Raw genomic sequence first — 25993 nt, forward strand, 5'->3', positions numbered from 1 at the left:
CGCCGCAGCGTCCAGTCGGTGCCGACCCAGACCGGATCGACGATGTTGGAGACGGGCCTTGCGGCACCCGCGGACGGCGCTGCGTCGCCGTCCGGCTGAAGGCCGATGTCTTCGGGCCGCTTGCGCAGCAACAGGTTGATCGGCGCCAGCACGACCAGGACGATCAGGCCCATCGCGGTGCAGGCGGTACGCCAGCCGGTCTGTTCGATCATGTGCTGCACCCAAGGCAGCAGCGTCACCGAGCCGATGCCAACGCCGGCGAAGGCGATGCCGATGGCAAAGCCGCGGCTGCGGATGAACCAGTTCGGCAGGAATAGCGACTGGCCGGAATAGCCGAGACAGACGCTGCCGGCGCCGACCATGACGCCGATGGTCAAATAGAGATGCCAGGGCGCGCTGGTGAGCGGCGCCAGCAGCAGCCCGCCGCCCATCAGCACGACGCCGAGCTCCATCACCGCGCGGGGCCCGGCGCGATCCATCAGCCGCCCGATCAGCGGGCTGACCACGCCCGACACCACGAAGCCAAAGGAGAATGCGCCGGCGGTGACGCCGCGCTCCCAGCCGAATTCGGAGATGATGGGAGGAAAGAACAGTGAGAAGGCGGTGCGCGCGTTGACGCCGATGGCCATCGTGACGAAGGTCACCGCGACCACGACCCAGCCGTAGAAGAACGGAAGCCGCATTTTGTGCATTTCATCCCTGGACGATCCTTGGGACCATCTCGGGATATCCGGGTCAAGCGCTTTCCGCGCATGCCGGCCGAGCGGCGAGATCAGGCGGCGTCGAGCCGCGAGCGTTCGGCGGGCGCGTCGAATAGAATCCGCTCGATCGGCTGCGGTCGGCCGAACAGATAGCCCTGCGCGAAGTTGACGCCGAGCGCCTTCAACCGCTCGAACTCCTCGCGGGTCTCGACCCCCTCGGCGGTGACCGACATGTCGAGGCCGCGCGCCAGCGTCACGATCGAGGAGATGATGGCGGAACTGCGCGGCTGATGGGTGAGGTTGCGGATGAACGACTTGTCGATCTTGATCTTGTCGAAGGGGAACGCGGTCAGATAGCTCAGCGACGAATAGCCGGTGCCGAAATCGTCGAGCGCGAGTTCGATGCCGATGCCCTTGAGCCGCTCGATGAAGGCGTGATTTTCGACGCCGCGCTCCAGCAGGACCGACTCAGTCACCTCGATCTCGAGCCGTTGCGGCGGCAGTCCGGAATCCCTGAGCGCCGCACGGATCACCTCGAACAGATCGGCTTCCTTGAACTGCACCGGGGACAGGTTGACGGCCACCCTGAGCCCCGACGGCCACGACGCCGCGTCGGCGCAGGCGCGCCGCAGCACGAATTCGCCGAGCGGCACGATCAGCCCGGTCTCCTCGGCCAGCGCAATGAACTGGTCCGGCGGGATCAGACCCCGGCCCGGATGCCGCCAGCGCACCAGCGCCTCGAAGCCGCGGCGCGCGCCGCTGTCGGCATCGACGAACGGCTGGTAGTGAACTTCGAGCTGGCAGCGCGCGATGGCGTCGCGCAGATCGCCCTCCAGCGTGTTGCGGGCCTCGAGCTCGGCCGACATCGCCTCGTCATAGATGGTGAAGCAATTGCGGCCGGCCGATTTCGAGCGGTAGAGCGCGAGGTCCGCCTTCTTCAGCAACTGCTCCTGGTCGCGGCCGTGATCCGGCGCGATCGCAATGCCGATACTGGTGCCGATCTCCACGCGATGCCCGGGCAACAGGAAAGGCTCGGCCACCAGCTTGGCGATCCGCGCCGCCAGCTCGGTCGGGCACACAAGCTGATCCTCGTAGCCTTCCTGGATGATCGCGAACTCATCGCCGCCGAGCCGCGCCAGCACGTCGTTCGCCCGCAACGCGGATTTCAGGCGCTGTGCCACCTGGCGCAGCAGCGCGTCGCCGGCGCCGTGACCGAGCGAATCGTTGACGTTCTTGAAGCGGTCGAGATCGAGCATCAGGATCGAGAACGTCGGACCGCTGTCCTCCAACTGATCGTTGAGCTCGTCGAGGCGGGCGAGGAAGAAGGCGCGGTTCGGCAGCCCGGTCAGGATGTCGGTCTGGGCAAGCTCGAGCACCCGCCGGTTCGCCAGCGACAGCCGCCGCGAATTGCGGCTTGCGAGCATGAGATAGGTCGCAAGCGACACGGTCAGGAGCATGCCGACGATCAGCACCGCGATGGCACGGTCGTAGCTGGTCGCAAGCGACCCGCCGGCCGTCGGCATCGCGCGCACCTGCCAGTCGGTGTCCCCGATCTTGAGATGGCCGGACCAGTGCAGGGCGCGCGCGACGTCGCGCATCGACTGCGGGGCCGTGGCGGCCGACGAATAATCCGGCAGCGCCTGCTCCAGGCTGACGATTTGCCCCGTGAAGGGCGGATAGACGTTCACGCTGACGGCGGGGCTCGCTCCGGTCGTCACGCGAATGGACTGCATCAGCAGCGGCAGGTCGAAGATGCCGACGACGAATCCCGCCAGGTTACGGCGCCGGTCGGCGAGTGCATCGCGCGAGGTGCCCTTGGCATAGACCGGCACCATGACCAGGACGTTCGGCAGCTGGCCGTTCTCCCGGGGACCGTAGAGCTCCGCCCGCAGCGACGCGATCCGGTCATTGTCCCGTGCCCGCTCGAGCGCGGCACGGCGGTCCGGAACGGTCGCGTAGTCCATGCCGTAGACGAGCGACGTCTTGGGCTGGGTCGAATAGAACACCGGAAAATATTCGTCGCTCTGCGGCGCGACGTCGAAGCCATCGCCCTGGAGCGACTTGATGCGATAGCCGGAGACGCCGTCCGCGATCGCGGCGGCCTCGTATTCGGCGCGCTCCTTGCGGTTGATCCGCGGCAACCAGGCGATGCGCAGCATGCCGGGATGGCGTTCGAACAGCCGTGCGCTGAAGGTCTCGAACTCGCTGCGGGTGATTTCCTCGTTGCTCGATTCGAACAGGGTGCGCAGCGCGACGAGCCTGCTGATGTACTCGTTCATGCCATGCTGCATGACGATGGCTTCCGTCTCGGCCGCGTTCTCGAACTCGATCTTGTTGACGCGGTCCTCCCATCGCCCCACCGCGGCGGCGCCGACCAGCGAGAACAGGAGTCCGACGCCGGCCGCGACCAGCGCGGGACGATACAGTCCGAACAGCGGCGCAAGCCGCCACCGTCCGGTCATACGTCTCCGATCCTGATCATTCTGATCGCGATCGCCCATCCTGAAACCACCGCCCCCTCTCCGCGACAGACCGAACCTCTGGTTGAGCCGCCGGAGTGACTATCGGAACAGGATCGCGGTTAAGAACTGCCCAACTTCGCAACCGGGCTGCTCCGCATTGTGCTGCTTAGTTAACGAAGTGCCGCGCGAATGGCGGCACTCTGACAGTAAGTTGCCGGTTTTCCCCGAAGTCCTACGGACCGTCGACGCGTCGCGGGTTAGCGAGCCGTTCAGCCCGCCCGACTATCATTTCCGACGTTCCTTCTGCATTCGGCAAGCGCTCATGAGACGATCTCGATCCGCGATACGCATCGTGCTGGCCTTCGCACTGCTGGCCACGGTTCCGTTCGCGGCCAGAGGCGAGGAGACCGGCGTCAGCGACGATGCAATCCTGTTCGGTCAGGCCGCCGCGCTCGAAGGTCCTTCCTCGGCGCTCGGACAGCGCATGCGGCAAGGCATCGTCGCGGCGTTCACCGAGATCAATGCGAAGGGCGGCGTCCACGGCCGCAAGCTGCAATTGATCAGCCGCGACGACGGCTACGATCCCGACCGTTCGGTGGCGCAGACGCTGCGGCTGATCGAGAACGACAAGGTGTTCGCGCTGATCGGCGCGGTGGGCACGCCGACCGCGATGGCGACCATCCCGATCACCAGCGCCCGGAACGTCCCCTTCATCGGCCCGTTCACCGGCGCCGAATTCCTGCGCGACCTCGAGCTCTCGAACGTCGTCAACATTCGCGCGAGTTACGGCGCGGAGGCCGAAGCGTGGATCAAGCACCTCACCGAGGATCGCCGGTTCACCCGCATCGGCATCTTCTACCAGGACGATTCCTTCGGCCGCGACGGTCTTGCGGGCGTGAAGACCGCGCTGGCCAGGCGCGGCCTCGAGCTTGCCGCCGAAGGCACCTTCGAGCGCAACACCCGCGCGGTCGGCTCGGCCTGGCGGATGCTCAGGCGCGCCGAGCCGGAGGCCATCGTCATGGTCGGGACCTACGGTCCCTGCGCCGAATTCATCAAGCTCGCGCACCGCAGCGGCTTCCATCCGACCTTCGTCAACGTCTCCTTCGTCGGCGCAAACGCGCTGGCCCGCGAACTCGGCCCCGAGGGCGAAGGCGTCATCGTCTCGCAGGTCGTGCCGTTTCCCTGGGATCGCTCGTTGAAGCTCGTCGCCGACTACCAGGCGGCGCAGCAGGCGTTCGACCCGACGCTTGCGCCCGACTTCGTGTCGCTCGAAGGCTATCTGTCCGGCCGCCTCGCGGCGGCGGCGCTGGACCAGGCCGGGCCGAACCCGACCCGGGCGGGGCTGCTGCGCGTGATCAACGACATCGGCCGCTTCGACATCAGCGGTAGCCTCGTCACCGTCGGCACGCACGCAATCGACACACCCCCGAAGGTGTTTTTGACGGTGATCCAGAAGGACGGGACGTTCAGGGCAGTCGACCGGCTGTAGGGGCGCACGGTCCCTACTGCAACCGCTTGGCTCCTAGCGATCGGACTTCTTGCCGTTTGACTGGCCGTAAGGCGGCTTGTTGTCGTCATCAAAGGTGAGGCTGGCGCAGGCGCTCAGCAGCACGCCGACCAGGACCGCCCACGCCGCAGTGGTCAGAAACTTCATCTCCTCAACCTCAGGGGCCCCATGAACCATTTCCCGACGGCACGGAACTTTGACGCCGCCGGCCGGGATGAGGTTCAAGGCAGAGTCGTCAGGGCCGCCCCGTCCAGCGCTCGGCGTTCACCGCGCCCTGCGGGATCTCGCCCTTCACGATCGCCTCGACCTGCCGCACGGTTTCCAACGACTGGTATTCGATCGCCTGCGGCGTCAGCCCGCCGACATGCGGCGTGGCAATCACGTTCGGGAGCCTTGCCAGTTCCGGCGTCGGCATCTGGTCGGGCGCGCGGCCGACATCCATCGCGGCACCCGCGATGCGGTTCTCCAATAGCGCGCGCGCCAGCGCCGCCTCGTCGACGAGATTGCCGCGCGACAGATTGATGAAGACGGCATGCTTCTGCATGCGTGCCAGCGCCGCCTCCCCGATCAGCTTCTCGGTCTGCTCGTTGGCAACCGCAAGGCAGATGACGTAGTCTGAGGCGGAGAGGAGCTCGTCGAGTGCGACCTGCCTGATCGCGCCGTCACTGACGGTTGCGAAGGGGTCGGAGACCAGCACCTCCATGCGCAGCCCCTTGGCGATTTCGGCGAGGTAGCGCCCGATGCTGCCATAGCCGATGATGCCGATCCGGCTGCCCGCGAGCTGGCGGCCCATTCGTGCTTCGGGCTTGCGCCCGGCCTGGTAATCAGCCGTCGCTCGCGATACGCCGCGCGACAGATCGACCATGAAGCCGAGCGCGAGCTCGGCCACCGCCTGCACGAAGCCGGGGCCGGCGCGGGTCACCAGCACGCCGGCCTGCGAGGCGGCCTCGACATCGACGTTGCGGATATCGACGGCGCAGCGGACGAAGGCGCGGAGGCGCGGCAGCTGCGCAAAGATCTCGCCGCGGCCTTCCGTCATGCGATCGGCGACGATGATGTCGGCATCTTTCGCCGCGCGCACGAGGCTGGATGAGCCCAGCGTATCATCGCTCTCGTGCAGGATCACCTCGGCGACCGCGCGCAGGCCGTTCAGGCTGCGATCGCCGTAGTAGTTCCGCCGCATCTCCGGCGTGTGAGCCAACAGCACCTTCACCGCAAGACCTTCACGACAAGACTCCTTCAATAGCCGAACGCGCGCGGCAGCGCGGTGGAGAGCGACGGCACGAACGCGATCACGAGCAGGCAGAGGAACAAGAGGCCGAGATAGCCCATGATCGGCTTCACCGTCTGCTCGATCGGCACGTTGCCGATCAGGCAGGCGCCATAGAGTCCGAGCCCAAGCGGCGGCGCGAACAGGCCGATGCCCATCGCGATCACCAGCACGACGCCGAAATGCAGGGGATCGACGCCGAGCTGCACGGCGACCGGCAGCAGCAGCGGCCCGAAGATGATCAGCGCAGCGGCGCCTTCCAGCACCGAGCCCATCACGATCAGCACGGCGATCGCGAGCAGGATGAACAGCCAGGTGCCGCTGGTCTTGGACAATCCGAGCATGAAATCGCCGACTGCATGCGGCACCTGCTGCAAGGTCAGCGTGAAGGCGAGCGACTGCGCGGCGGCGACGATGAAAAGCACCAGGCCCGCCCGCGTCGCCGCCTGGACGAAGCTGTGCGCGGCCGATTTGAAGCTGAGCTCGCGGAACACCAGGCTGCCGACGACGAGCGCATAGGCCACGGCGAAGGCCGAGATTTCCGTGGCCGTCGCAAAACCGCTCTTGAAGCCGAAGAAGATCATGAAGATCAGGCCGAACGAGGCGAGCGCGCCGCTCCACAGGCCGGACACCGGAATCTGCGGCTCCACCTCCTCGACCGCCGCCGGGCGCTTGCCGAAGATGATGGAGACCACGATTAGGACCAATGCCATCAGCGCCGACGGCAGCAGCCCGGCGATGAACAGGCCGCCGATCGACAGATTGGCGACGAAGCCGAGGATGATGAGATTGATGCAGGGCGGAATGGTCTCCGCCATCACCGCCGAGGCCGCAAGCAGCGCCACCGCGCTGCCGGGATTCTGCTTCGAGCGGCGCGCCGCCGGGATCAGCACGGAGCCGACGGCGGCGACATCGGCCATCTTCGAGCCCGAGATGCCCGAGAACAGCACCATCGAGGCCACCATCACCACGTTCAAGCCGCCGCGCATGCGCCCCACCGCGCGCTGCAACAGCTCGATCAGCCGCACCGACATGCCGTTGGCTTCCATGAGGTAGCCGACGAGGATGAAGAACGGGATCGCCAGCAGCACGAAATTGTCGATGCCGCGCGCCATCTGCTGCGCGAAGATGACGCCGGGCAGCGCGCCTTCGACCCAGATGAAGATCAGCGCGGCGAGCGCCAGCGCAAAGCCGATCGGCAGGCCGCCGAACAGCGTGACGAAGAAGCCGATCAGCATCAGCGTGCCCGCCGACGGCACCGACGACGGCGACAGATAATCCCAGGCGAGGTAGAGGCCGGTCGCGACGGCGACGGCTATGAGGCCCCTGACGATGTCGGGCAGCGGCCGGGCGCAGAGCTGATCGATCGCGAACACCGTCATGAACAGCGCACCGATGCCCATCGGATAGAAGGTGAGTTCCAGCGGCAATCCTGATCCGGTGGTCTGGCCCGCCGTCAGCGAGCCCAGCTTGATGGCGTGATAGGCGACGTAGCCCGAGATCAGCACGACCAGCAGCGCGCTGGCCGCATCGATCAGCACGCGCAGCCGTACCGGTGCCAGATCGCGGAAGAAGGACACGCCGACATTTTCGCCGCGCGCCAGCGCGCTCGCCGCGCCGAAGAAGGCCGAGCCGACCATCAATCCGCGCGCGACGTCGTCCGACCATTCGACCGGCGCGTTGAAGAGAAAGCGCAGCAGCACGGAGGCGCACACCACCACGAGGTCGGCCGCCAGCAGCACGGCCGCGATCCCATCGCTCACGCGAAGCAGAAGGGTGATGCTCCCCTGGCGGCCGCCCGAGAGGGATGCGGCACCTGTCATTACCGACATCAGGCTTGCGTCGCGCGGATGATGTCGATGACCGGCTTCGATTCCGGCCGCGCTTTCATGAAGTTTTCCGTCTGCGGCGCCACGCGCTTCTTGAACGCCTCGCGGTCGCATTCGGCCACCGTCACGCCCTTCTCGGTCAAGGCCGTCAGCGCCTCCTTCTCGACCGCAAGCCCATGAATGCGCGTGTCGGCCGCAGCCTTCTTCGCGGCATCGAGAAAGCCGTCGCGCAGCTTCGGATCCATGCGGTTGTAGGTCATGTCGCTGAAGTAGATCGCGAGCGGCGAGAAATTGTGCTGCGTCAGCGCATAGAATTTTGCCGTCTCGAAGAACTTGCTGGCGAGGATCGTCGGCGGGTCGTGCTCCAGCCCATCCAGCACGCCGGCCTGCAACGCCGTGTAGATTTCGCCGAACGCCAGCGGCGTTGCGGCGGCCCCCATCAGCCGCAGGCATTCCGTGATGACGGGATTTGGCAGCGTCCGGATCTTGAGGCCGGCGAGATCCTCCGGCGTCTTCACCGGCTTCTTTGCAAATACGCTGCGTGAGCCGAAATTATAGGCCCAGGCGATGATGCGGATGTTACCGCCCTTGAGCAGCGCGTCCTCGATCGGCTTGGCGGCGCCGGCGTCGAATGCCTTGGTCTGCTGCGGGAAACTCGAGAACAGGAAGCCGAGATCGAAGGTGCCGACCAGCGGCACCAGATTGGCCGAGATCGACGATCCCGACAGCATGAGATCGATGACGCCGAGCTTGACCGAATTGATGACGTCGATTTCCTGACCGAGCTGGTTGTCCGGGAAGAAGGCGACCTCGATCTGCTCGCCGAGCCCGTTCGCCTTCAGGTTCTTGACCAGATTGTCGTAGTAGACGCGGCCGTTGGCGTATTTCGGATCGTTCGGCAGCGAGGAGGAGCATTTCAGCTTCATCGTCGCGGCTTCGGCGCGGCCGATGATGGCGGGAGAGAGCACGAGGCCGGCGGTCACCGCCGTCGACGACTTGATGAATGCGCGACGGCTCACAGGCACGATCGTCATGGCTGTCTCTCCCCAAGTCATTTTTTTGCAGCCGCGATCGTTGTCACGGCGTGTTGGCGCGACTGTATGGCCAAAGCGACGGCGCAGGCAAGGGTTCGGCCGGCGATGCAACGAGGGGCGCAGGGCGCAGGCGTTCCGGTGGAGATCGCGGCGGAAGGCCTGTGTTTGCCGATGTTTTGGCGAAATGCCGTGGGAAGGCCCGGCCGCCGAAAGACCCGCTGGGCAAGATAGACGCGGATCGATCCAATTCAGGTATGGATCAATGCCGAACGCATATTGATTGATTTGGCGCGCGACAGAAACGCAGAAGCTGCGGGATCGCGCCCGCAGCTTCGGGTTTGGACGCCGATGCCGTGACCTCAGCGCGAATGCGCGGCGCTCAACGGCCCGCTCGCCGCCTCGACGTCACGCGACGGCCGCAGCGCGTAGGCGCCGTCGCCGAGCAGGGCCTGCGCCGCCAAGGCGATCGCCCAGAAGGCGGGGAATTCCCAGCCGCCCTTCGGGTTGGTGAAGAAGAAGCCGGCGGCGCCGTGCACCGTGAAGATGGCTCCGAGCAGGATCGGAATGCCGGCGAGCGCGGCATAGCGGGTCCAGACGCCGAGGATCAGGGCGATGCCGCTCAGCACTTCGACCGTGATGATGAGATAGGCGAGCTCGGGCGGGAAGCCGAGGCTGCCGAAGAATTTTGCCGTGCCGGCCGGGGTGAAAACGAACAGTTTCAGGCTGGCATGGGCCAGAAAGAGCGCACCCAGCGTCACGCGCAGCACCAGCGCGGCGTAGGGAGCGGTACGGGAATCGATCATAGCGGTCTCCTTTTGCTGGCCGAGCTATGATCTATTCTCAATCGAACGATAATCTGCTATTTTGGAAATATACCTCACACCATGGGAGTGAGATCGATGCTCGACCGCCTGACCAGCCTGGAAGTCTTCGCCAAGGTGGCGGCGATCGGCAGCCTGTCAGGTGCGGCCAGGGCGATGGGCCTGTCGCAGACCATGGTCACCAAGCATGTGGCGGCGCTGGAGGGGCGGCTCGGGATCAAGCTGTTCCATCGCACGACGAGACGGCTATCCATCACCGAGGCCGGACGCCTCTATCTTGAATCCTCCGAGCGCATCCTCGCCGACATGGAGACCGCCGACGCCGCGATCGCGCGCGAGCGCGTCGAGCCGCGCGGTCTGCTGCGGGTCAACGTGCCCGTCGTGTTCGGCACAAGGCAGATCGCGCCGCTCATCGCGGAATTCTCGGACCGCCATCCCGAGGTCACGATCGAGCTCGGCCTCAACGATCGCCTGGTCGATCTCGCCGACGAAGGCTGGGACCTCGCGATCCGCATCGGCAAGCTGCGCGATTCCAGCATGGTGGCGCGAAAGCTCGCGCCGAACCGCCTCGTGGTCTGCGCCGCACCGTCTTACCTGGCGAAACACGGCACGCCGCGCCGCGTGGCCGACCTCGCCGCGCATAATTGCTTCGGCTACACGCTTTCGCAGCAGGCGAGCGCGGCGGAATGGCTGTTCGGTGCGGACGGCGAGATCCGCGTCCAGGTCAGCGGCAATCTGCGCGCCAACAATGGCGATGCGCTGCGCGCCGCGACGCTGGCCGGCCTGGGGTTGGCGCGGCAGCCGACCTTCATCATCGCCGACGATCTGCGCGCCGGCACGCTCGTCGCGCTTCCGCTCGACCAGCCGGAGATCCAGACCTCCGCCGTGCATGCGGTCTACCTGCCCGACCGCCGTCCGCCGGCCAAGGTGCGGGCCTTCATCGACTTTCTCGCCGCGCGCTTTTCGCCCGAACCGCCCTGGGATCGTGGACTGCCGTGACGGCGTACGGCCTGGCGCGTCAGCTTCGACAGTCGCTCTGCCCCATTTTGACGCAGCGCGCAGCGTGATCCAGTGCACAGACAGGCTCGTGGCGGCGTCCTAGAAATGGTGCCATCATCGCGCGCATTGCCGATGGAGGTGACACCATGCGCCGTCCAGTCTTTCGCAATTTGCTTCTTGCCTCCGGCCTTCTGGCCCTCTCGCAATTGATGACGCCGACCGATGCCGCGGCCGAAGCGCGGCTTGCGCTGGTGATCGGCCAATCGGCCTATCGCACCGTGCCGGAGCTGCCCAACGCCGCCAACGACGCCAAAGGCATGACGGAACTGCTCGGCAATGCCGGCTTCAACGTCACGACGGCCTCCAATCTGGCGCAGAACGAGATGCGCCAGGCGATCTCGGATTTCGCCGGCAAGGTCAGCGCCAGCGGCGCCGACACCGTCGCGCTGGTGTTCTATGCCGGCCACGGCTTGCAGATCGACGGCGAGAACTATCTGGTGCCGGTCGATCTCGATCCCAAGCGCGAGGCCGACATTCCGCTCCAGGGCGTGCGGCTGAACGACCTGCTCAACACGCTCGGCGCGCTGCCGACACGGGCGCGCATCTTCATGCTCGATGCCTGCCGCAACAATCCCTTCCCCGCGCTCAGCGGCGCCGGCCACGGGCTTGCGATCGTCGACACCAAGGCCGGCGCGCCCGGCTCCTTCATCTCCTATTCGACCTCGCCCGGCGCGGAGGCCGAGGACGGCTCCGGCATCGACAGCCCCTACACCACCGCGGCGCTGACCGTCGCCAAGCAGCCCAATCTGCCGATCGAGGAAGTCTTCAAGCGCATCCGCATCGCGGTGGCGCAATCGACCGAGGGGCGGCAGATCCCGTGGGAAAGCTCGTCGCTGACGACCGACTTCAAGTTCTTCGGCGACAGCAGCGGCCAGCAAGCTTCTGTTCCCGGCTCAGGCTCGATGGCACTTGCCAGCGTCACGCGCAGCGTCGAGGACTGGCGCAAGGATCTCCAGGGCAAGGACGCCAAGGCCGCCTATGAGCTGGTGATTGCCGACGACACCGTGCCCGCCTATCAGGCCTATGTCGAGCTGTACACGCAGGCGTCCTTCACGCCGCGCCTGCGCATGGTTCTTGAGCGCCGGCGCCAGATGCTGGCGTGGGAGCGCGCCACCGCGATCAACACCCGCGCCTCGTTCGAAGCCTATCTGGCGAACTGGGACAACAGCGACCTGGCTGCAACCGCGCGCAGGCTGCTGCTCCGCGTGCAGAACCGCAATTACGTCTTGCCGGTCGTGGCCGCAGCGCCCCCTGCTCCGATCGCCGTCGCGATGGCTCCGACCTGCCCGTGCTCGGCCCCGTCGACGCCGGCAACCCCGGTCAACCCGGCGGTTGCGCCCATCATCAAGAAGCGCGTCGACGACACGCCGCCGAAGCGCAAGGTCGATGAGACCCCGCCGAAGCGCAAGGTCGTCGACGTGCCGCCCAAGCGCCGGCCGCCGCCTGACGAAGTGGTCTACGAGCGCGCCCCGCCGCCGGATCGCGGCCCGCCGCCCGGCGCCATCATGCAGGGCATCGGCATTGGTATCGGACTCGGCATGGGAATGGGTGGCGGCCGCGGCGGCGACTATCACAACGACCGCGGCCGGTACTGAGCTTCCGCCCGCGCTGAGAAGAGATGTCCGCAAGCCCATGGCTTGCGGAMATTCTTGTTGATGACGGAGAAGTCGCGCCAACCGCCACTCTCCGATCCGGAAATGCTGTAGTCTGATCGACCGATACAGGCTTTCCGGGGACCTCGATGCCGCATGACGCCCACGCCAAAGGATCGAAAGAGCGCGCATGGCCGCTGTTCCGGTCGCTCGCGTCCTATTCCCTGCCCGGCGATCTCTTGGCGGGGCTGACGTTGGCGGCGATCGCGGTCCCCGAACAGATGGCCACCGCGCGGCTCGGCGGCTTCGCGCCGCAGATCGGCTTCTTCGCCTTCATGGCGGGATCGCTCGGCTTTGCGATGCTCGGGGGCAACCGCTTCCTGTCCTGCGGCGCCGATTCCACGATCACGCCGATCTTCGCCGGCGGGCTTGCCGCGCTCGCCGTCGCCGGCTCGCCCGAATATCAGGGGCTCGCCATCGCGCTGGCGCTGATGGTTGGCGCGATGATGCTCGCCGGCGGCGCCTTCCGCCTCGGCGGCATCGCCAATCTGCTGTCGGTGCCGGTGATGGTCGGCTTCCTCGCCGGCATCTCCGTCCACATCATCGTATCGCAATTGCCGGGCGTGCTGGGACTTGGGTCGCCGAGCGGACCGACGCTCGATCGCATCGGCGTGCTCGCCGGCGAGCTCGGACGCAGCAATCCCTTCACGCTTGTCATCGGCTTCGGTGTGCTGGCCGTGGTCTTCATCTCCGAGCAGGTCAGCGCCAAGATTCCCGGCGCGCTGATCGGGCTCGTGGCCGCGACGCTCGCCGTGATCGGGCTCGGTCTCGAAAGCAAGGGCGTCAGCGTCGTCGGCGCGGTGCCGGGCACGCTGCCGCGGCCGACCTTGCCCGACCTTGCGCCGGAGCAATGGGTTCGCCTGGTGCCGCTCGCCTTCGTGGTCACCGTGGTCGTGATGGTGCAGACCGCGGCCACCACGCGGTCGTTCCCGTCCGATCCCGACAAGCCCGCCGATGTCGATCGCGATTTTCTCGGCGCCGGCGCCGGCAGCGTGCTGGCCGGCCTGTTCGGGGCGTTTCCGGTCAATGCCAGCCCGCCGCGGACCGGGATCGTCGCCGAGACCGGCGGACAATCGCAGCTCGCGGGCCTCGCCGCCGCGGCCATCGTGCTGGCGCTGCTCGCGTTCGGAACGGGGTTGCTGCGGCACGTTCCTGATGCGGCGCTCGGCGGCATTTTGCTGTTCGTGGCGCTGCGGATCATCCGCGTCAAGCAGATCGTCACGATCTATCGCCAGTCCTTCAGCGAGTTCCTGCTGATCGTCGCGACCGCCGCGCTGATCATCGTGCTGCCGATCCAGCAGGGCGCGTTCCTCGGCATCGTGCTGTCGCTGCTGCACGGCATCTGGAGCACGACGCGCGCGCGGCTGGTCGAGTTCGAGCGCGTGCCGGGCACCACGATCTGGTGGCCGGCGCATCCGCACATCACCGGCGAACGCATCGCCGGCGTCGCCGTGATCGGGCTTCAGGCGCCGCTGTCGTTCCTCAACGCGCCTGGCTTTCGCAGCGACGTGACCAAGGTGCTCGGCACGTCCACCCCGCAATTGCTGGTGCTGGAGGCGAGCGGCATGGTCGAGATCGACTTCACCGCCGCGCAGATCCTGCTCGAAATCTTCAAGGCATGCAGCGAACAGGGCGTGCTTGTGGCGCTGGCACGGCTGGAGTCGGTGCGTGCGCAGGACGCGTTCGAGCGCTTCAGACTGTTCGATGCGCTGCCCAGGGACCACGTCTTCCACAGCGTGGACGAGGCCGTGCGGAAACTGGCGAAAGCGGAATAGCTTTGGTTCACGCAGGCTGCGCCGCGAACTCGCTGTAACCTCTCCCGCTTGCGGGAGAGGTCGGCGCGGAGCGCCGGGTGAGGGCTTTCTCCTCTGGGGGTTCTCGATTGCGGAGACACCCTCTCCCCAGCCCTCCCCCGCAGGCGGGGGAGGGAGCGCACCTTCTTCGTGGCGACGATCAGTCTTTACTGCAACAGCGTCGGGTAATCCCGCTGCACCGCCTCGCGGATCCAGCTGGCGTGGATCGCGCGAAACAGGATCTGCGCGGTCTTGACGTCGTTGGCCTTCATGCAGAGGTCGACGATGCGACGGACGGCGTCGTCGCGCATCAGGCCGTCCGCGATCTTCATCGCGATTTCCATCGCGACTTTCGCCGCGCGTTCGTAACGCTCGCTTTCACGCTTGTCGTTGCGCAAGGAAGCCGCCGCACTGGCGGCCGCAGCCTCACAAATCGCGCGGATGCGCTCGGCGGCCTCGATGTCGCCGAGCGGCGCCGCGATCGCCTCGTCCCAGACGTCCCCCGCCTTCTTCCTTGCGAACCACTCCATCACCTCGCCACCCGTGGTCTTCCCGCCACCGCATTGTCGTGCTTCAGTTCCGCCCAGCATAAAGAACCGCCACGAGATCGGCGAGACGGTTTTTCCGCCAGACCTTGTTCCGCGCTCACGACGTCCGACGCGGCCCGATCGCCTCGAACTGCGCCTTCTGCTCGTCGCTCAACGTGCCATAGAAATCCTCAAGCGCGGCGCGCACCGATTTGACGCCGTCCAGCATCACATCGAGCCGCTTGTGAACCGCGGCCATGCGCGCCGGCGGCGTCATCACGTCGCTGGGCTGGCACGCTGCCTTGAGCGCATCCTTGACCCTGGCGCTGGTATCCTGAAGCACTTGCAGAGCAGCACGCTGGGTCTCGCTGGGACGGAGCCGCGCGTCGATCTCGGCGCCTGGCCAATCGAGCCCGACAGGCGCACCGCAATTCTGGACCAGCGATGCGTTGGCGTCGCTTGGGGCCGCGACCCGGCGCTGATCCTCGGCCAACGCATTGAAACGGGCCTTCTGCTCGTCGGTGAGCGCCCCATAGAATTTGTCGAGCGCCGGTTGCACCAGCTCGACGCCCTTCACCATCGCCTCGACGCGCTGCTGCATCGCCGCCAGACGACCGGGCGCCGTGGCCGCGACTTGCGTTGGACATGACGCGCGGATGATTCCTGCCGCCAGGATCGAGGCATTGCCGAGCTCGTCGAGGCTTGCGCCTTGCGCGTCCGTCGGCTGCACCGCGGCTGCGATCTGGTCGATCGGCACGCCGACGATTTCGCGGCGGTCGCTGCCGCAAAGCTGATCGAGCGCAACGCCTCGCGCTTGCCGTCGTCCCTGCGGACGTTGCGGCAGATAGGCCGAGAGACCATCATAGCCATAGGGCCCGAACATGCCGGCATAGATGTCCGGATAGCCGTAGCCCCAGAAGCCGAGACCATCGCCCCAGATCGTGTAGTCGTAGAGGTCGTTATAGGCGAATGGCCAGAACAGCGGTCCGACCCAGCCATAGCCGCCCCCCGCATGTTGCCACCATCCGCTGCTGGCGCCATGCCAGCCGGCAAGTGCGGCCGCAGCCGCGATCTGGGCCCGCGCCGCCGGATTGCTGATCAGCCGGCCGTTGCGGAACGCGCTGGAGTGGGCGTTGAGGGCATTACGGAAATTCGCCGGACGGACGCCGGCATTGCGGATCTGACCGAAGTTCGGACCACCCCGTCGAGCTCCGGTTGCGAACCGCATCCCGCCATGATGCCCACCGCCATGCGCGTGCCCGAAACCGTGACCGCCGAAATGGCCGCCGCCATGATGGCCACCTCCGTGATGGCCACCGCCACCATGACCGCCGCCGTGTCCGCCTCCGTGCCCACCGCCGTGTCCGCCGCCTCCGCCCTTTCCCAGAGCCGTGCCCGCCAGCATGCAGGCAAGCGCCATCACGGCAATTCCAATGACCGGTCGCAACATCGCATCCTCCCGCAGAGCCGCGCCATTGAGGCATCGGAAGCTGACGGAATTGGAACCGGCCTGGCTGCGGAAAGTTCCGCGACCGCAATGCAGCAGGCTGCGCTACGCCTCCGGCACGATCTTGCCGGGATTGAAGATGTTGAGCGGATCGAGCGCCGTCTTCAGCGCCCGCATCGCATCGAGCGCCTCGGGGCCGAGTTCCGCCTTGAGGTATTTCTGCTTGCCCTGGCCGATGCCGTGCTCGCCGGTGCAGGTGCCGTCCATCGCCTGCGCACGCTCGACCAGGCGATGCATGAACTCCTCGCCGCGCGCCATCTCGTCGGCATCATTGGTGTCGCAGACAAGCGAGCAGTGGAAATTACCGTCGCCGACATGGCCGACGATCGGCGACAGCAGGTTGAGGCGCTTGAGATCCTCCTCGGTCTCGCCGACGCATTCGGCCAGGCGCGAGATCGGCACGCAGACGTCGGTCGCGACCACGCCGATGCTGTCGCCGGGCCGCAGCGCCTTCACCGACCAATAGGCATCGTGCCGCGCCTGCCAGAGCTTGGTGCGATCCTCGGGCTTGGTGGTCCAGGAGAAGTCGCCGCCGCCGCAATCCTTTGCGATCTCGCCGAACGCCTTGGACTGCTCGCCGACCTCGATCTCGCTGCCGTGGAATTCCATCAGCAGCAGCGGCGTCTCGGGCAGCGTCAGCTTCGAATAGGCATTGCAGGCCCTCACCTGCGCGGCATTGAGCAGCTCGATGCGCGCCACGGGAATGCCGGTCTGGATCGCCAGGATCACGGCCTGACACGCCCCGTGCACGGTCTCGAACGACACCGCGCCGGCCGCGATCGTCTCCGGAATGCCGCGCAGGCGGATCGTGAGTTCGGAGATGATGCCGAGCGTGCCTTCAGCGCCGATGAACAGATGCGTCAGGTCGTAGCCGGCCGACGATTTCTTCGCGCGCGTGCCGGTCGTGATGATCTCGCCGTCGCCGCGCACCACTTTCAGCGCCAGCACGCTGTCGCGCATGGTGCCGTAGCGCACCGCGTTGGTGCCGGAGGCGCGGGTCGAGGCCATGCCGCCGAGCGAAGCGTCCGCGCCGGGGTCGATCGGGAAGAACAAGCCCTGGTCGCGCAGATGCTCGTTCAGCGCCTTGCGGGTGACGCCGGGCTGGATCACGCAGTCGAGGTCCTCGGCATGCACCGCGAGCACCTTGTTCATGTCGCGCAGGTCGATCGAGATGCCGCCCGCGGGCGCGTTGACCTGGCCCTCGAGCGAGGTGCCGGTGCCGAAGGCGATGACGGGCACGCGATTCCTGGCGCAGATCCGCACCACGTCCTGGATGTCGGCGGTTTCCTGCGCCATCACCACGCCATCGGGCGGCTGGTTGGGGATCCACGTCGTGGTGTGGCCGTGCTGCTCGCGGACGGCCTGCGAGGTGATGAGGCGGTTGCCGAAGCGTGCGGCAAGCTGCTCCAGTGCGCTCGCGAGGGCTTTCGGCTCCGGCCGCGGCGGATTATTGGTGATGGTCGTACCCACGGACATTCCTCCCGACAGACAAACCGTGGCAAAGGACATCTCACCGGTCAAGTCAAGCGACCGGACGCATAGCTTGGGAAGGAAACATGCCGGAGACTGCATCTGCGCCCAAGGGCGAGCAAAAGGCCGAGCCGTTCCGCGCCTCGATCATGCAGATCGAGCCGCAATGGATCGACTATAACGGCCATCTCAACATGGCCTATTACAACGTGATGTTCGACCGGGCGATCGACGAGTTCTGGCTCGAGCTCGGGATCGGTCCGGTCTACAAGAAAGAGCGCCACGGCTCGACCTTCACCGCCGAATGCCATGTGCGCTATCTGCGCGAAATCCACCTCGGCGATCCCGTGCGGATTTTGGTCTGGCTACTGGAAGCCGACGACAAGCGGCTGCACACGTTCGAGGAGATGAGGCACGCAACGGAAGGATGGTTGTCGGCGACTTCGGAGAACATGTCGCTGCACATGGACATGAATGCGCGGCGGGTTGCGCCGTTTCCGCCCGATATCCAGCCGCGCATCGCTGCGGTCGCCACGGCCCACAGCGCCTTAGCCCGGCCCGAGGGCATCGGCCGAAACGTGGCGATGCCCTCGCAGCGGTAGTGCTCTAACTCCTCATCCTGAGGAGCCCGCGAAGCGGGCGTCTCGAAGGATGCAAGGCCACAGTCGGGCCTCATGGTTCTCTAGGCGATGCGAAGCATCGTCCGGGAGACGCGCGTTCGCGCTCCTCACCATGAGGGACTTGCGGCGCTAGACCCTGGTGCGTCCGCGGACGAGGCCGACCACGGCCGAGACCAGGAACAGCACGATCGCGATGAAGAAGATGATCTTGGCGATTTCGATCGACGCGCCGGCGATGCCGCCAAAGCCCAGAATACCGGCGATCAGTGCGATGACCAGAAACGTCACAACCCAGCTAAGCATGGTCAAAACCTCTGTTTCGATGACTGTCTGCGATCGGCGCGGCTGGCGCGCCTCACTTGCGGAAACAATCACCGACGCGGAACGATGGTTCCTGCCCGCTGAAGCCAGAAATTCGCACGCCCGGCAGGAACAAATCGGTCGTCCGCGTACGTGGAAAACCCCTCCGCGCCGCCCCATATAGGCGGCAATCCCTGTTATGAAGGCTCCCTCCCGCGACGGCGCGGTGCCATCGTGGGCCAATGATTCGCATGACCGAGCCAAGCAAGATCACCTCCCAGAACGTCTCCGACCACCAGCCCGCGGCCGGCGGCATCGCCGCGCGCGCGCGCGCCTCGGTGGGGCCGAAATACCTGTCCGGGCTCAATCCCGAGCAGCGCGAGGCGGTGGAGACGCTGGACGGCCCGGTCCTGGTGCTGGCCGGCGCCGGCACCGGCAAGACGCGCGTGCTGACCACGCGCATCGCCCACATCCTGAGCCAGGGCCGTGCCCGTCCGGGCGAGATCCTGTCGGTGACCTTCACCAACAAGGCCGCCCGCGAGATGAAGCACCGGCTCGGCCAGATGCTCGGCCACGCGGTGGAAGGCATGCCGTGGCTCGGCACCTTCCACTCCATCGGCGGCCGCATCCTGCGCGCCCATGCCGAGTTGGCGCAGCTCAAGTCCAACTTCACCGTGCTCGACGTCGACGACCAGGTCCGGCTGCTCAAGCAGCTGCTCCAGGCCGACAACATCGACGACAAGCGCTGGCCGGCGCGCATGCTGGCCGGCCTGATCGACGGCTGGAAGAACCGCGGCCTGACGCCGTCGCAGGTCCCTGCCGGCGAAGCCGCCGTCTTCGCCAACGGCAAGGGCGGCAAGCTTTATGCGAGCTACCAGGAACGGCTGAAGATCCTGAACGCCGCCGATTTCGGCGATCTGCTGCTCGAAGACATCCGCATCTTCCGCGAGCACCCCGATATCCTGCGGCAGTACCAGCAGCGCTTCAAATACATCCTGGTCGACGAGTACCAAGACACCAACGTCGCGCAATACCTGTGGCTGCGGCTGCTGTCGCAGGCGCCGGCGGCCACCAAGGCAGTCATTCCGGGGCGGCTCGAAGAGCCGAACCCGGAATCCGGAGATGAGTCCGACGATCGAGATTCTCAGGTGCGCAATCGCGCACCGGAGTTCGATGCTGCGCATCGCCCCGGAATGACGGAGCATCCGGCGGTTGCCACGCCCCACGTCAAAAACATCTGCTGCGTCGGCGACGACGACCAGTCGATCTACGGCTGGCGCGGCGCCGAGGTCGACAACATCCTGCGCTTCGACCACGACTTTCCCGGCGCCAAGGTCATTCGCCTCGAGCGCAACTACCGCTCGACCGGCCACATCCTCGCCGCCGCCTCGCATCTGATCGCACACAATGAAGGCCGGCTCGGCAAGACGCTGCGCACCGAGGACGTCGAGGGCGAGAAGGTCACCGTGACCGGCGCGTGGGATTCGGAAGAGGAAGCCCGCGGCATCGGCGAGGAGATCGAGCAGCTCCAGCGGCTCGGCGAGAAGCTCAACGAGATCGCAATCCTGGTGCGCGCGTCGTTCCAGATGCGCGAATTCGAAGACCGGTTCGTCACCCTCGGCCTGCCCTATCGTGTCATCGGCGGCCCGCGCTTCTACGAGCGCGCCGAAATCCGCGACGCGCTGGCCTATCTGCGCGTCATCAACTCGCCGGCCGACGATCTCGCCTTCGAGCGCATCGTCAACACGCCCAAGCGCGGGCTTGGCGATGCCACCGTGCAGATGCTGCACGATCATGCCCGCAAGCGTCGCATTCCGCTGTTCGAGGCGGCGCGCGCGGTGGTCGAGACCGACGAATTGAAGCCGAAGGCGCGCGGAAGCTTGCGCGATCTCGTCGCCCAGTTCGACCGCTGGCGCGCCCAGCGCGAGGTCACCGCGCACACCGATCTCGCCCAGATCGTGCTCGACGAGAGCGGCTATACCGAGATGTGGCAGAAGGACCGCTCGGCCGACGCCGCGGGCCGGCTGGAGAACCTGAAAGAGCTGGTGCGCTCGATGGAGGAGTTCGAGAACCTGCAAGGGTTCCTCGAGCACATCTCGCTGGTGATGGACCGCGAGGGCGGCGCCGAGGACGACGCGGTGTCGCTGATGACGCTGCATTCGGCCAAGGGGCTCGAATTCGACAACGTGTTCCTGCCGGGTTGGGAGGAAGGCCTGTTCCCGAGCCAGCGCACGCTGGACGAGCAGGGCCGCGCGGGCCTCGAGGAAGAGCGCCGGCTCGGCCATGTCGGCCTGACCCGCGCCCGCCGCCGTGCAAAACTCTATTTTGCCACCAACCGGCGCATCCATGGCACCTGGTCGACCACGATCCCGTCGCGTTTCCTCGACGAATTGCCCGCCGCCAATGTCGAGATCACGGAATCCAAGGGCGGTTCGGGCTGGGGCGGCGCCGGTGGCTACGGCGCCTCGCGCTTCGACGACATGGAAGCCTTCGGCTCGAGCTATACGACCCCGGGCTGGCAGCGCGCCCAGGCCAATCGTTCACAGGCCAACCGCAACCGGGGCGGCGGACGCAATAGCGGCGGCGGCTTCGAGGAAGAGGCCTCGTCGTTTTCGACCGCTTCGTCCTCGCCCGATTTCGGCAGCTTCTCGTCGCGCCGCCGCGGGCCGATGACGATCGAGGGCGAGCTGGTGGCGAAATCGACCGGCACGACCTCGGAATTCACGCTGTCCGACCGCGTCTTCCACCAGAAATTCGGCTACGGCCGCGTCACCAAGATCGACGGCAACAAGCTCACCATCGCCTTCGACAAGGCCGGCGAGAAGAAGGTCGTGGACAGCTTTGTGCAGCGGGCGTGAGCCGGTCGCCTCTCGCCCAGTTAACGCCGCGTGTCATGATCTAGCTTTTTGGTCAGATGATTCTTTTGGGGACGTCATGCTGACCGCAAGCCGCGATATCATTCGTCGCCTGGAGCGAGAGGGATGGAAGCTGGTGCGCGTGACCGGCTCACACCACGTGTTCAAAAGTCCCATCTCGGGCGAAACGCTTGTCATTCCGCCCCCCAAGAAGGACTTGGGAAAGGGCCTTGGTCCGTGCCATCTATAAAGGAGCGGGTTGGAAGCCCGATTGAGGTCGACATGGCTCATTACATTGCCATTATCGAGGACGCTGGCCCGGACCATGCCGTTGGCGTGTGGTTTCCCGACCTGCCCGGCTGCATTTCCGGCGGCGACGATATCGACGAGGCCTTACATAACGCGCCCGAGGCTCTCGAGCTCTACGCGCAAGATCTGAATGGGGATGGCCGCCAGCTTCCCCCACCCAGGACGCTGACCGAGCTCAAGGCCGATCCAGACGTTGCCGACGACCTCAGGAACTACATGGTCGCCCTGATCGAACTACCGGCCCGCGCGCACGCCGCCGAGTGAGGACCGTTCGCCGCACCGATCGGGCTGTCGACAGTTCTCGCCCGAACAGCCCTTGACCACCGCGAACTTCCCCGTATCAGATGCGCTCATGGTCCGGGGCTCCATCACACTGATCTTGCTGGCATTGGGTATGCCGTCGCTTGCGGCGGCGGAGACCATGAGCTTTGGCGATTCGATCGGGCTGCTGGCGAAAAGTTGCGGTGCGGAAATCGTCGCCAATTGCCGCGGCGTCAATCCGGACTCGACCCGCCTGAAGGAGTGCCTGTCCCGCAACCGCGACGTGCTGTCGCCGCAGTGCCAGAGCGACTATCTCGGCGCCTTCGACGCCATCCAGAAGCGCGTCGCCGCGCGCGTCACGGTGGCGAACGCCTGCCAGCGCGAGATCGTCAAGGTCTGCGGCGGCTCGACCAAGGAGACCAGCAAGTCGGTCCCCTGCCTGGTCTCGACGCCCAAGGGCATCAGCAACAACTGCCTGAAGGCCGTTGACGACGCGGGATATCGATGATGCGCGCAACCGGGCTGACCACCGCCGGATTTGGCATCGCTCTTGGTATTGGTCTTGGTATTGGTCTTGGCCTTACCCTGCTCGCGGGCGCGGCAAGCGCGCAGACGGCGCCGCCGACCCGCGACGACATCGTCGGCAAGCTCAACCATTTCGAACAGGCCGCCGAGGTCGACTTGCCAGCGCTGAAGCAGCAGGTGATGGAGCGTGCCAAGGCCAGGATCAAGAACGATCCGGGACCGGTGAACCGGCCGCTGATCGCGCCCGACCTCGCCAATTTGCCGACCTTCACCGCGCAGATCCAGTTCGACGCCGACACGCCGATCATCCAGCCCACGTCCTACCAGGCCGTCGGCCGCATCGCGGACGCGCTGGTTCATGCCTCGCTGCTGCCCTACACGTTCCTGATCGTCGGCCATGTCGAATCCAATTCGAAGACGCGGGAAGCCAATGCGATCCTGAGCCAGCGCCGGGCCGACGCGATCCGTGACGTCCTGGTGAACACGTTCAAGATCTCGACCAAGCGGCTGCACCCGATCGGCCTCGGTGAGGAGCAGTTCCTCGACCGCGCCAAGCCGACCTCGCCCGTCAACGGCCAGTTGCAGATCCTGACCTATGCCAAGGTGCCGGAAGAGGCGCCCGCGCATCCGGCTGCGGCACCTGCGCCTGCGGCGAAAAAACCCGCCAAGAAGCACTGAGCGCGCGCGCCTCGGCGCCGGGCGGAACCCCTTGAAGTCCTGACGTTTTGTGACCTGTCTCACAGCGCAACAGCAGTGTTTCGCGCGACAAAAGCGCCGGTTTGTGCACCGCCCGGTCAGATGCTATAGGCTTTTTTCGTCCCTTCCCGACCCCATGCTGCGCGAGACCAAGATGGCTGGCTCTTTTCAACGCCAACTGGCCGATTACGTCGAATATCATCGCGATCCCTGGAACTGCGCCATGCACGTGGTCGGAATCCTCCTGCTCTTCATCGGCGCCGTGCTGCCGCTGACGCTCGTGCATTTCAATGTGTTCGGGATCGAGGTGAGCCTGGCGGTGATTCTGGCCCTGCCGGTGCTGGCCTACTGGCTGATGCTGGATGCCGGAATTGGGCTGGGCATCCTCGCGGCGATGATTGTGCTGCTTTCGGTCGCAACCGCGATCGGCAATCAGGTCTCGATTGCCATGATGTGGTCGATTTTTGCCGTGCTGATCGCCCTGGGCGTCGCGGCGCAGATCGTCGGCCATCGGGTGTTCGAGGAACGGCAGCCCTCGATGGTCGACCACCCCACCCATTTCCTGCTAGGACCGATGTTTGTCATGGCAAAATTATTCATTGCATTGGGCTTCCGTCGCGACCTTGCCGCGATTTTGGCGCCTCTTCCGACCAATTCCCTTTCAACCCGATAGCTTCAAGAGCGGAACAGCAAACTTTCTTCATGGCTCTCGTACTGGTTACCGGTGGCAGTGGCTTCATCGGACATCATCTCGTCGAAGCGCTCCGCGCCCGTGGGCAGCGGGTACGCATTCTCGATGTCCGTCCGCCGGCCGCGGCCAACGCGGACGTTGAATATGCCCATGGCTCGGTGCTGGATGGCGCCGCGGTCGATGCCGCGTTTGCCGGCGTCGATCAGGCCTACCATCTCGCCGGCCTGCCCGGGATGTGGGTCGCCAACAAGCAGGACTTTCACGACGTCAATTGCCGCGGCACCGAAATCGTGCTCGCGGCCGCGATGAAGCGCGGCGTGTCGCGCTTCCTGCACTGCTCGACGGAATCGATCCTGTTCCCCTATTCGGATCTCAACGGCGCCGCCGCCGAAGAGGCGCTCCAGCCGGCCGATGCGATGCCCGGCGCCTATACGCGATCGAAGTCGCTCGCCGAGCATCATGCGGCGAAGGCCGCTTCCGCCGGCTTCCCGCTCGTCATCGGCACGCCGACCATGCCGATCGGTGCTGCCGACCACAATCTGACACCGCCGACGGCGATGCTGTGGTACTTCCTCCAGAAGAAGGTGCAGCCGCACCTCAACTTCCTGGTCAATCTCGTCGACGTCCGCGACGTCGCCATGGGCCTCGTGCTGACGATGGAGCGCGGCCGCATCGGCCAGCGCTACATCCTCGGCGGCGATTGCGTCCGGCTCGGCCAGATCCTGCGGATGATGTCCGCGATGAGCGGCCGCCGCCAGTTCCCGGTCGTCGTGCCCGGCAAGATCGCCGAGCTCTCCGGCATCATGCTCGAATATGTCGCCGATCGCATCACGCGCCGGCCGCCCAACGGCACCGCCGAGGGCGTGCGCATCGCGCTTGCCGCGAGCGACCTTTCGATTGGCAAAGCCCGCAACGAGCTCGGCTATTCGCCGCGCCCGATCGAGCCGGTCTTGCGCGAAACCATCACCCATCTGCTCGCCCGCGGCGGCGAGCCCGTCTCCGGCGCCATCGAGCATCGCGCGCTCTCCTCGCGCGCCAGCTGAGCTGCCGCCCAACCCAAAGAACCTTTCCGCATGTCCTTCGATTTCAGCAAGCTTCTCTCTGTCGCCTGGGGTGGCTGGACCACGACCTGGCCGACGCAACTGCTCGCCCTGATCTGGCTGGCCTGGCTTGCAAGCTGGGTCGGCGCCTCGTTCTGGCAGGGCCGCACCCAGAAGCAGGTGATGACGCTGGAGTCGGGGCGCTATCGCCTGCCGATCCTGATCGGCGGCATCCTGTTCACGCCGTGGACGGCGGAAGTGCTGGGCGAGAAGCCGCTCTGGGTGTTCGGCAATGCCGGCGTCTATATCGTCGCCCTGATCGTGCTTGCCGGCATCTCGTTCACCTGGTGGGGACGGCTGCATCTCGGGAAGTTCTGGTCCAACACCATCACCCACAAGGAAGACCACCGCGTCATCGACACCGGCCCGTACGGCATCGTGCGCCATCCGATCTATACCGGCCTGATCGCCGGCATGCTCGCGACCGGCATCGCGGTCGGCACCGTGACCGCGATCCTCGGCGCGATCCTGATCTCGCTCGGCATGTGGCAGAAGGGGCGGATGGAAGAGGTGTTCCTGTCCAAGGAGCTCGGCGAAGACGCCTACGGCGCCTATTGCCGCCGCGTCCCCATGATCATCCCGTTTCTGCCGCCGCGGTGACGTAACAAGCGGCCACATCCTCCGATGTCGTCCTGGCGAATGCCAGGACCCATTACCCCAGGGAGGAGTTTGGCGACGACTCGTCGTTCGGTACTCCTACTACCCCAATCGATAGACCTCGCGGTATGGGTCCTGGCTTTCGCCAGGACGACGTTGAGGAGGCAGCGTGCGCGACTGCATCAGCGCCTGCATCCTTGCCATGCAAATTCGGCGTGCCGCCATCCGCGCCATAAACGGCCCGATCCGAGCCCGCACAGGTTGACCTTTTTACCGCCACCCAGTTGGATGCGCGCGCAATGAGGCACGACGACATCCATCGTTGACCTGGAGAGGTCGACGATCAGGCCTGGGCCCGCGCGGGGCCTGGAGCAATCCGGCGTTGGACTGTGCCGCAGGTTCGACAG

24 protein-coding genes are annotated in these 25993 nt (G+C 66.0%); 13 read left to right on the top strand and 11 right to left on the bottom strand.

Annotated elements, in window-relative coordinates:
- Both ACXJMY_RS33090 and ACXJMY_RS33095 read right to left on the bottom strand, forming a co-directional pair.
- Window positions 1-683: MFS transporter (locus ACXJMY_RS33090; RefSeq protein WP_456623546.1), on the bottom strand; the 683-nt coding region annotated here is incomplete at its 3' end.
- 89 nt (window positions 684-772) lie between these two features.
- On the bottom strand, window positions 773-3163 hold the full coding sequence (locus tag ACXJMY_RS33095) for a bifunctional diguanylate cyclase/phosphodiesterase (RefSeq protein WP_456623547.1): 2391 nt from the start codon (window positions 3161-3163) through the stop codon (window positions 773-775).
- Between the two features lie 322 nt (window positions 3164-3485).
- Between ACXJMY_RS33095 and ACXJMY_RS33100 the strand changes: the two genes are divergently transcribed.
- Entirely contained in the window at window positions 3486-4652 is a 1167-nt protein-coding gene (locus ACXJMY_RS33100; protein ID WP_456623548.1) for an ABC transporter substrate-binding protein, read from the top strand.
- 33 nt (window positions 4653-4685) lie between these two features.
- Here ACXJMY_RS33100 and ACXJMY_RS33105 read toward each other — a convergent pair whose 3' ends face one another.
- The 5 genes from ACXJMY_RS33105 to ACXJMY_RS33125 all read right to left on the bottom strand — a co-directional run bounded on the left by ACXJMY_RS33105 (window position 4686) and on the right by ACXJMY_RS33125 (window position 9606).
- Window positions 4686-4817 (bottom strand): hypothetical protein, encoded by a 132-nt coding sequence (locus ACXJMY_RS33105; RefSeq protein ID WP_456623549.1) that lies wholly within the window; start codon window positions 4815-4817, stop codon window positions 4686-4688.
- Between the two features lie 88 nt (window positions 4818-4905).
- On the bottom strand, window positions 4906-5883 hold the full coding sequence (locus ACXJMY_RS33110) for a hydroxyacid dehydrogenase (protein WP_456623550.1): 978 nt from the start codon (window positions 5881-5883) through the stop codon (window positions 4906-4908).
- A gap of 26 nt (window positions 5884-5909) precedes the next feature.
- The gene (locus ACXJMY_RS33115) at window positions 5910-7763 is read right to left on the bottom strand and encodes a TRAP transporter large permease (protein WP_456623577.1); all 1854 of its coding nucleotides are present in this window, start codon (window positions 7761-7763) and stop codon (window positions 5910-5912) included.
- Window positions 7764-7771: 8 nt separating this feature from the next.
- On the bottom strand, window positions 7772-8803 hold the full coding sequence (locus ACXJMY_RS33120) for a TRAP transporter substrate-binding protein (RefSeq protein ID WP_456623551.1): 1032 nt from the start codon (window positions 8801-8803) through the stop codon (window positions 7772-7774).
- A 359-nt stretch (window positions 8804-9162) separates the two neighbouring features.
- Complete coding sequence (locus tag ACXJMY_RS33125; protein ID WP_456623552.1) at window positions 9163-9606, bottom strand: DoxX family protein; 444 nt, start codon at window positions 9604-9606, stop codon at window positions 9163-9165.
- Window positions 9607-9702: 96 nt separating this feature from the next.
- Between ACXJMY_RS33125 and ACXJMY_RS33130 the strand changes: the two genes are divergently transcribed.
- The 3 genes from ACXJMY_RS33130 (at window position 9703) to ACXJMY_RS33140 (ending at window position 14110) form a co-directional block, all read left to right on the top strand.
- Window positions 9703-10623, top strand: a complete 921-nt coding sequence (locus tag ACXJMY_RS33130; RefSeq protein ID WP_456623553.1) for a LysR family transcriptional regulator — start codon at window positions 9703-9705, stop codon at window positions 10621-10623.
- Window positions 10624-10769: 146 nt separating this feature from the next.
- Window positions 10770-12278, top strand: a complete 1509-nt coding sequence (locus ACXJMY_RS33135) for a caspase family protein (protein WP_456623554.1) — start codon at window positions 10770-10772, stop codon at window positions 12276-12278.
- A gap of 146 nt (window positions 12279-12424) precedes the next feature.
- Complete coding sequence (locus ACXJMY_RS33140; RefSeq protein WP_456623555.1) at window positions 12425-14110, top strand: SulP family inorganic anion transporter; 1686 nt, start codon at window positions 12425-12427, stop codon at window positions 14108-14110.
- Window positions 14111-14295: 185 nt separating this feature from the next.
- On the opposite strand, the gene ACXJMY_RS33145 is transcribed toward ACXJMY_RS33140, so the two are convergent.
- The 3 genes from ACXJMY_RS33145 to ACXJMY_RS33155 all read right to left on the bottom strand — a co-directional run bounded on the left by ACXJMY_RS33145 (window position 14296) and on the right by ACXJMY_RS33155 (window position 17632).
- Window positions 14296-14658, bottom strand: coding sequence for a hypothetical protein (locus ACXJMY_RS33145; protein ID WP_456623578.1), 363 nt, complete (start codon window positions 14656-14658; stop codon window positions 14296-14298).
- A 115-nt stretch (window positions 14659-14773) separates the two neighbouring features.
- Window positions 14774-16105 (bottom strand): Spy/CpxP family protein refolding chaperone, encoded by a 1332-nt coding sequence (locus tag ACXJMY_RS33150; RefSeq protein ID WP_456623556.1) that lies wholly within the window; start codon window positions 16103-16105, stop codon window positions 14774-14776.
- Between the two features lie 102 nt (window positions 16106-16207).
- On the bottom strand, window positions 16208-17632 hold the full coding sequence (locus ACXJMY_RS33155; RefSeq protein WP_456623557.1) for an FAD-binding oxidoreductase: 1425 nt from the start codon (window positions 17630-17632) through the stop codon (window positions 16208-16210).
- 86 nt (window positions 17633-17718) lie between these two features.
- Here ACXJMY_RS33155 and ACXJMY_RS33160 point away from each other — a divergent pair, with 86 nt between their 5' ends.
- Entirely contained in the window at window positions 17719-18234 is a 516-nt protein-coding gene (locus ACXJMY_RS33160) for a thioesterase family protein (RefSeq protein WP_456623558.1), read from the top strand.
- Between the two features lie 147 nt (window positions 18235-18381).
- Here ACXJMY_RS33160 and ACXJMY_RS33165 read toward each other — a convergent pair whose 3' ends face one another.
- Window positions 18382-18555 (bottom strand): DUF1328 domain-containing protein, encoded by a 174-nt coding sequence (locus ACXJMY_RS33165; RefSeq protein ID WP_456623559.1) that lies wholly within the window; start codon window positions 18553-18555, stop codon window positions 18382-18384.
- Window positions 18556-18794: 239 nt separating this feature from the next.
- Here ACXJMY_RS33165 and ACXJMY_RS33170 point away from each other — a divergent pair, with 239 nt between their 5' ends.
- The 8 genes from ACXJMY_RS33170 to ACXJMY_RS33205 all read left to right on the top strand — a co-directional run bounded on the left by ACXJMY_RS33170 (window position 18795) and on the right by ACXJMY_RS33205 (window position 25589).
- Entirely contained in the window at window positions 18795-21410 is a 2616-nt protein-coding gene (locus ACXJMY_RS33170; RefSeq protein WP_456623560.1) for an ATP-dependent helicase, read from the top strand.
- A gap of 76 nt (window positions 21411-21486) precedes the next feature.
- Complete coding sequence (locus ACXJMY_RS33175) at window positions 21487-21657, top strand: type II toxin-antitoxin system HicA family toxin (RefSeq protein WP_456623561.1); 171 nt, start codon at window positions 21487-21489, stop codon at window positions 21655-21657.
- Window positions 21658-21689: 32 nt separating this feature from the next.
- On the top strand, window positions 21690-21980 hold the full coding sequence (locus ACXJMY_RS33180) for a type II toxin-antitoxin system HicB family antitoxin (protein ID WP_456623562.1): 291 nt from the start codon (window positions 21690-21692) through the stop codon (window positions 21978-21980).
- An 88-nt stretch (window positions 21981-22068) separates the two neighbouring features.
- Window positions 22069-22485: a hypothetical protein gene (locus ACXJMY_RS33185; protein WP_456623563.1), complete on the top strand. Its 417-nt coding sequence runs from the start codon at window positions 22069-22071 to the stop codon at window positions 22483-22485.
- Window positions 22485-23180, top strand: a complete 696-nt coding sequence (locus ACXJMY_RS33190; RefSeq protein WP_456623579.1) for an OmpA family protein — start codon at window positions 22485-22487, stop codon at window positions 23178-23180. The genes ACXJMY_RS33185 and ACXJMY_RS33190 overlap by 1 nt, the downstream gene beginning before the upstream one ends.
- A gap of 154 nt (window positions 23181-23334) precedes the next feature.
- On the top strand, window positions 23335-23871 hold the full coding sequence (locus ACXJMY_RS33195) for an Mpo1 family 2-hydroxy fatty acid dioxygenase (protein WP_456623564.1): 537 nt from the start codon (window positions 23335-23337) through the stop codon (window positions 23869-23871).
- A 29-nt stretch (window positions 23872-23900) separates the two neighbouring features.
- Entirely contained in the window at window positions 23901-24932 is a 1032-nt protein-coding gene (locus ACXJMY_RS33200) for an NAD-dependent epimerase/dehydratase family protein (protein ID WP_456623565.1), read from the top strand.
- A gap of 30 nt (window positions 24933-24962) precedes the next feature.
- The gene (locus ACXJMY_RS33205; protein WP_456623566.1) at window positions 24963-25589 is read left to right on the top strand and encodes a methyltransferase family protein; all 627 of its coding nucleotides are present in this window, start codon (window positions 24963-24965) and stop codon (window positions 25587-25589) included.
- Window positions 25590-25993 lie beyond the last annotated feature (404 nt).

Source organism: Bradyrhizobium sp. P5_C12 (assembly GCF_054049735.1).

Excerpts from the sequence above, each read along its gene's own strand:
- ACXJMY_RS33140 (WP_456623555.1), top strand. The coding sequence starts at position 12,425 with ATGCCGCATGACGCCCACGCCAAAGGATCGAAAGAGCGCGCATGGCCG.
- ACXJMY_RS33205 (WP_456623566.1), top strand. The coding sequence starts at position 24,963 with ATGTCCTTCGATTTCAGCAAGCTTCTCTCTGTCGCCTGGGGTGGCTGG.
- ACXJMY_RS33170 (WP_456623560.1), top strand. The coding sequence starts at position 18,795 with ATGATTCGCATGACCGAGCCAAGCAAGATCACCTCCCAGAACGTCTCC.
- ACXJMY_RS33195 (WP_456623564.1), top strand. The coding sequence starts at position 23,335 with ATGCTGCGCGAGACCAAGATGGCTGGCTCTTTTCAACGCCAACTGGCC.
- ACXJMY_RS33175 (WP_456623561.1), top strand. The coding sequence starts at position 21,487 with ATGCTGACCGCAAGCCGCGATATCATTCGTCGCCTGGAGCGAGAGGGA.
- ACXJMY_RS33165 (WP_456623559.1), bottom strand. The coding sequence starts at position 18,555 with ATGCTTAGCTGGGTTGTGACGTTTCTGGTCATCGCACTGATCGCCGGT.
- ACXJMY_RS33100 (WP_456623548.1), top strand. The coding sequence starts at position 3,486 with ATGAGACGATCTCGATCCGCGATACGCATCGTGCTGGCCTTCGCACTG.
- ACXJMY_RS33095 (WP_456623547.1), bottom strand. The coding sequence starts at position 3,163 with ATGACCGGACGGTGGCGGCTTGCGCCGCTGTTCGGACTGTATCGTCCC.
- ACXJMY_RS33135 (WP_456623554.1), top strand. The coding sequence starts at position 10,770 with ATGCGCCGTCCAGTCTTTCGCAATTTGCTTCTTGCCTCCGGCCTTCTG.
- ACXJMY_RS33130 (WP_456623553.1), top strand. The coding sequence starts at position 9,703 with ATGCTCGACCGCCTGACCAGCCTGGAAGTCTTCGCCAAGGTGGCGGCG.
- ACXJMY_RS33120 (WP_456623551.1), bottom strand. The coding sequence starts at position 8,803 with ATGACGATCGTGCCTGTGAGCCGTCGCGCATTCATCAAGTCGTCGACG.
- ACXJMY_RS33150 (WP_456623556.1), bottom strand. The coding sequence starts at position 16,105 with ATGTTGCGACCGGTCATTGGAATTGCCGTGATGGCGCTTGCCTGCATG.
- ACXJMY_RS33190 (WP_456623579.1), top strand. The coding sequence starts at position 22,485 with ATGCGCGCAACCGGGCTGACCACCGCCGGATTTGGCATCGCTCTTGGT.
- ACXJMY_RS33145 (WP_456623578.1), bottom strand. The coding sequence starts at position 14,658 with ATGGAGTGGTTCGCAAGGAAGAAGGCGGGGGACGTCTGGGACGAGGCG.
- ACXJMY_RS33160 (WP_456623558.1), top strand. The coding sequence starts at position 17,719 with ATGCCGGAGACTGCATCTGCGCCCAAGGGCGAGCAAAAGGCCGAGCCG.
- ACXJMY_RS33125 (WP_456623552.1), bottom strand. The coding sequence starts at position 9,606 with ATGATCGATTCCCGTACCGCTCCCTACGCCGCGCTGGTGCTGCGCGTG.
- ACXJMY_RS33200 (WP_456623565.1), top strand. The coding sequence starts at position 23,901 with ATGGCTCTCGTACTGGTTACCGGTGGCAGTGGCTTCATCGGACATCAT.
- ACXJMY_RS33105 (WP_456623549.1), bottom strand. The coding sequence starts at position 4,817 with ATGAAGTTTCTGACCACTGCGGCGTGGGCGGTCCTGGTCGGCGTGCTG.
- ACXJMY_RS33185 (WP_456623563.1), top strand. The coding sequence starts at position 22,069 with ATGGTCCGGGGCTCCATCACACTGATCTTGCTGGCATTGGGTATGCCG.
- ACXJMY_RS33115 (WP_456623577.1), bottom strand. The coding sequence starts at position 7,763 with ATGACAGGTGCCGCATCCCTCTCGGGCGGCCGCCAGGGGAGCATCACC.
- ACXJMY_RS33180 (WP_456623562.1), top strand. The coding sequence starts at position 21,690 with ATGGCTCATTACATTGCCATTATCGAGGACGCTGGCCCGGACCATGCC.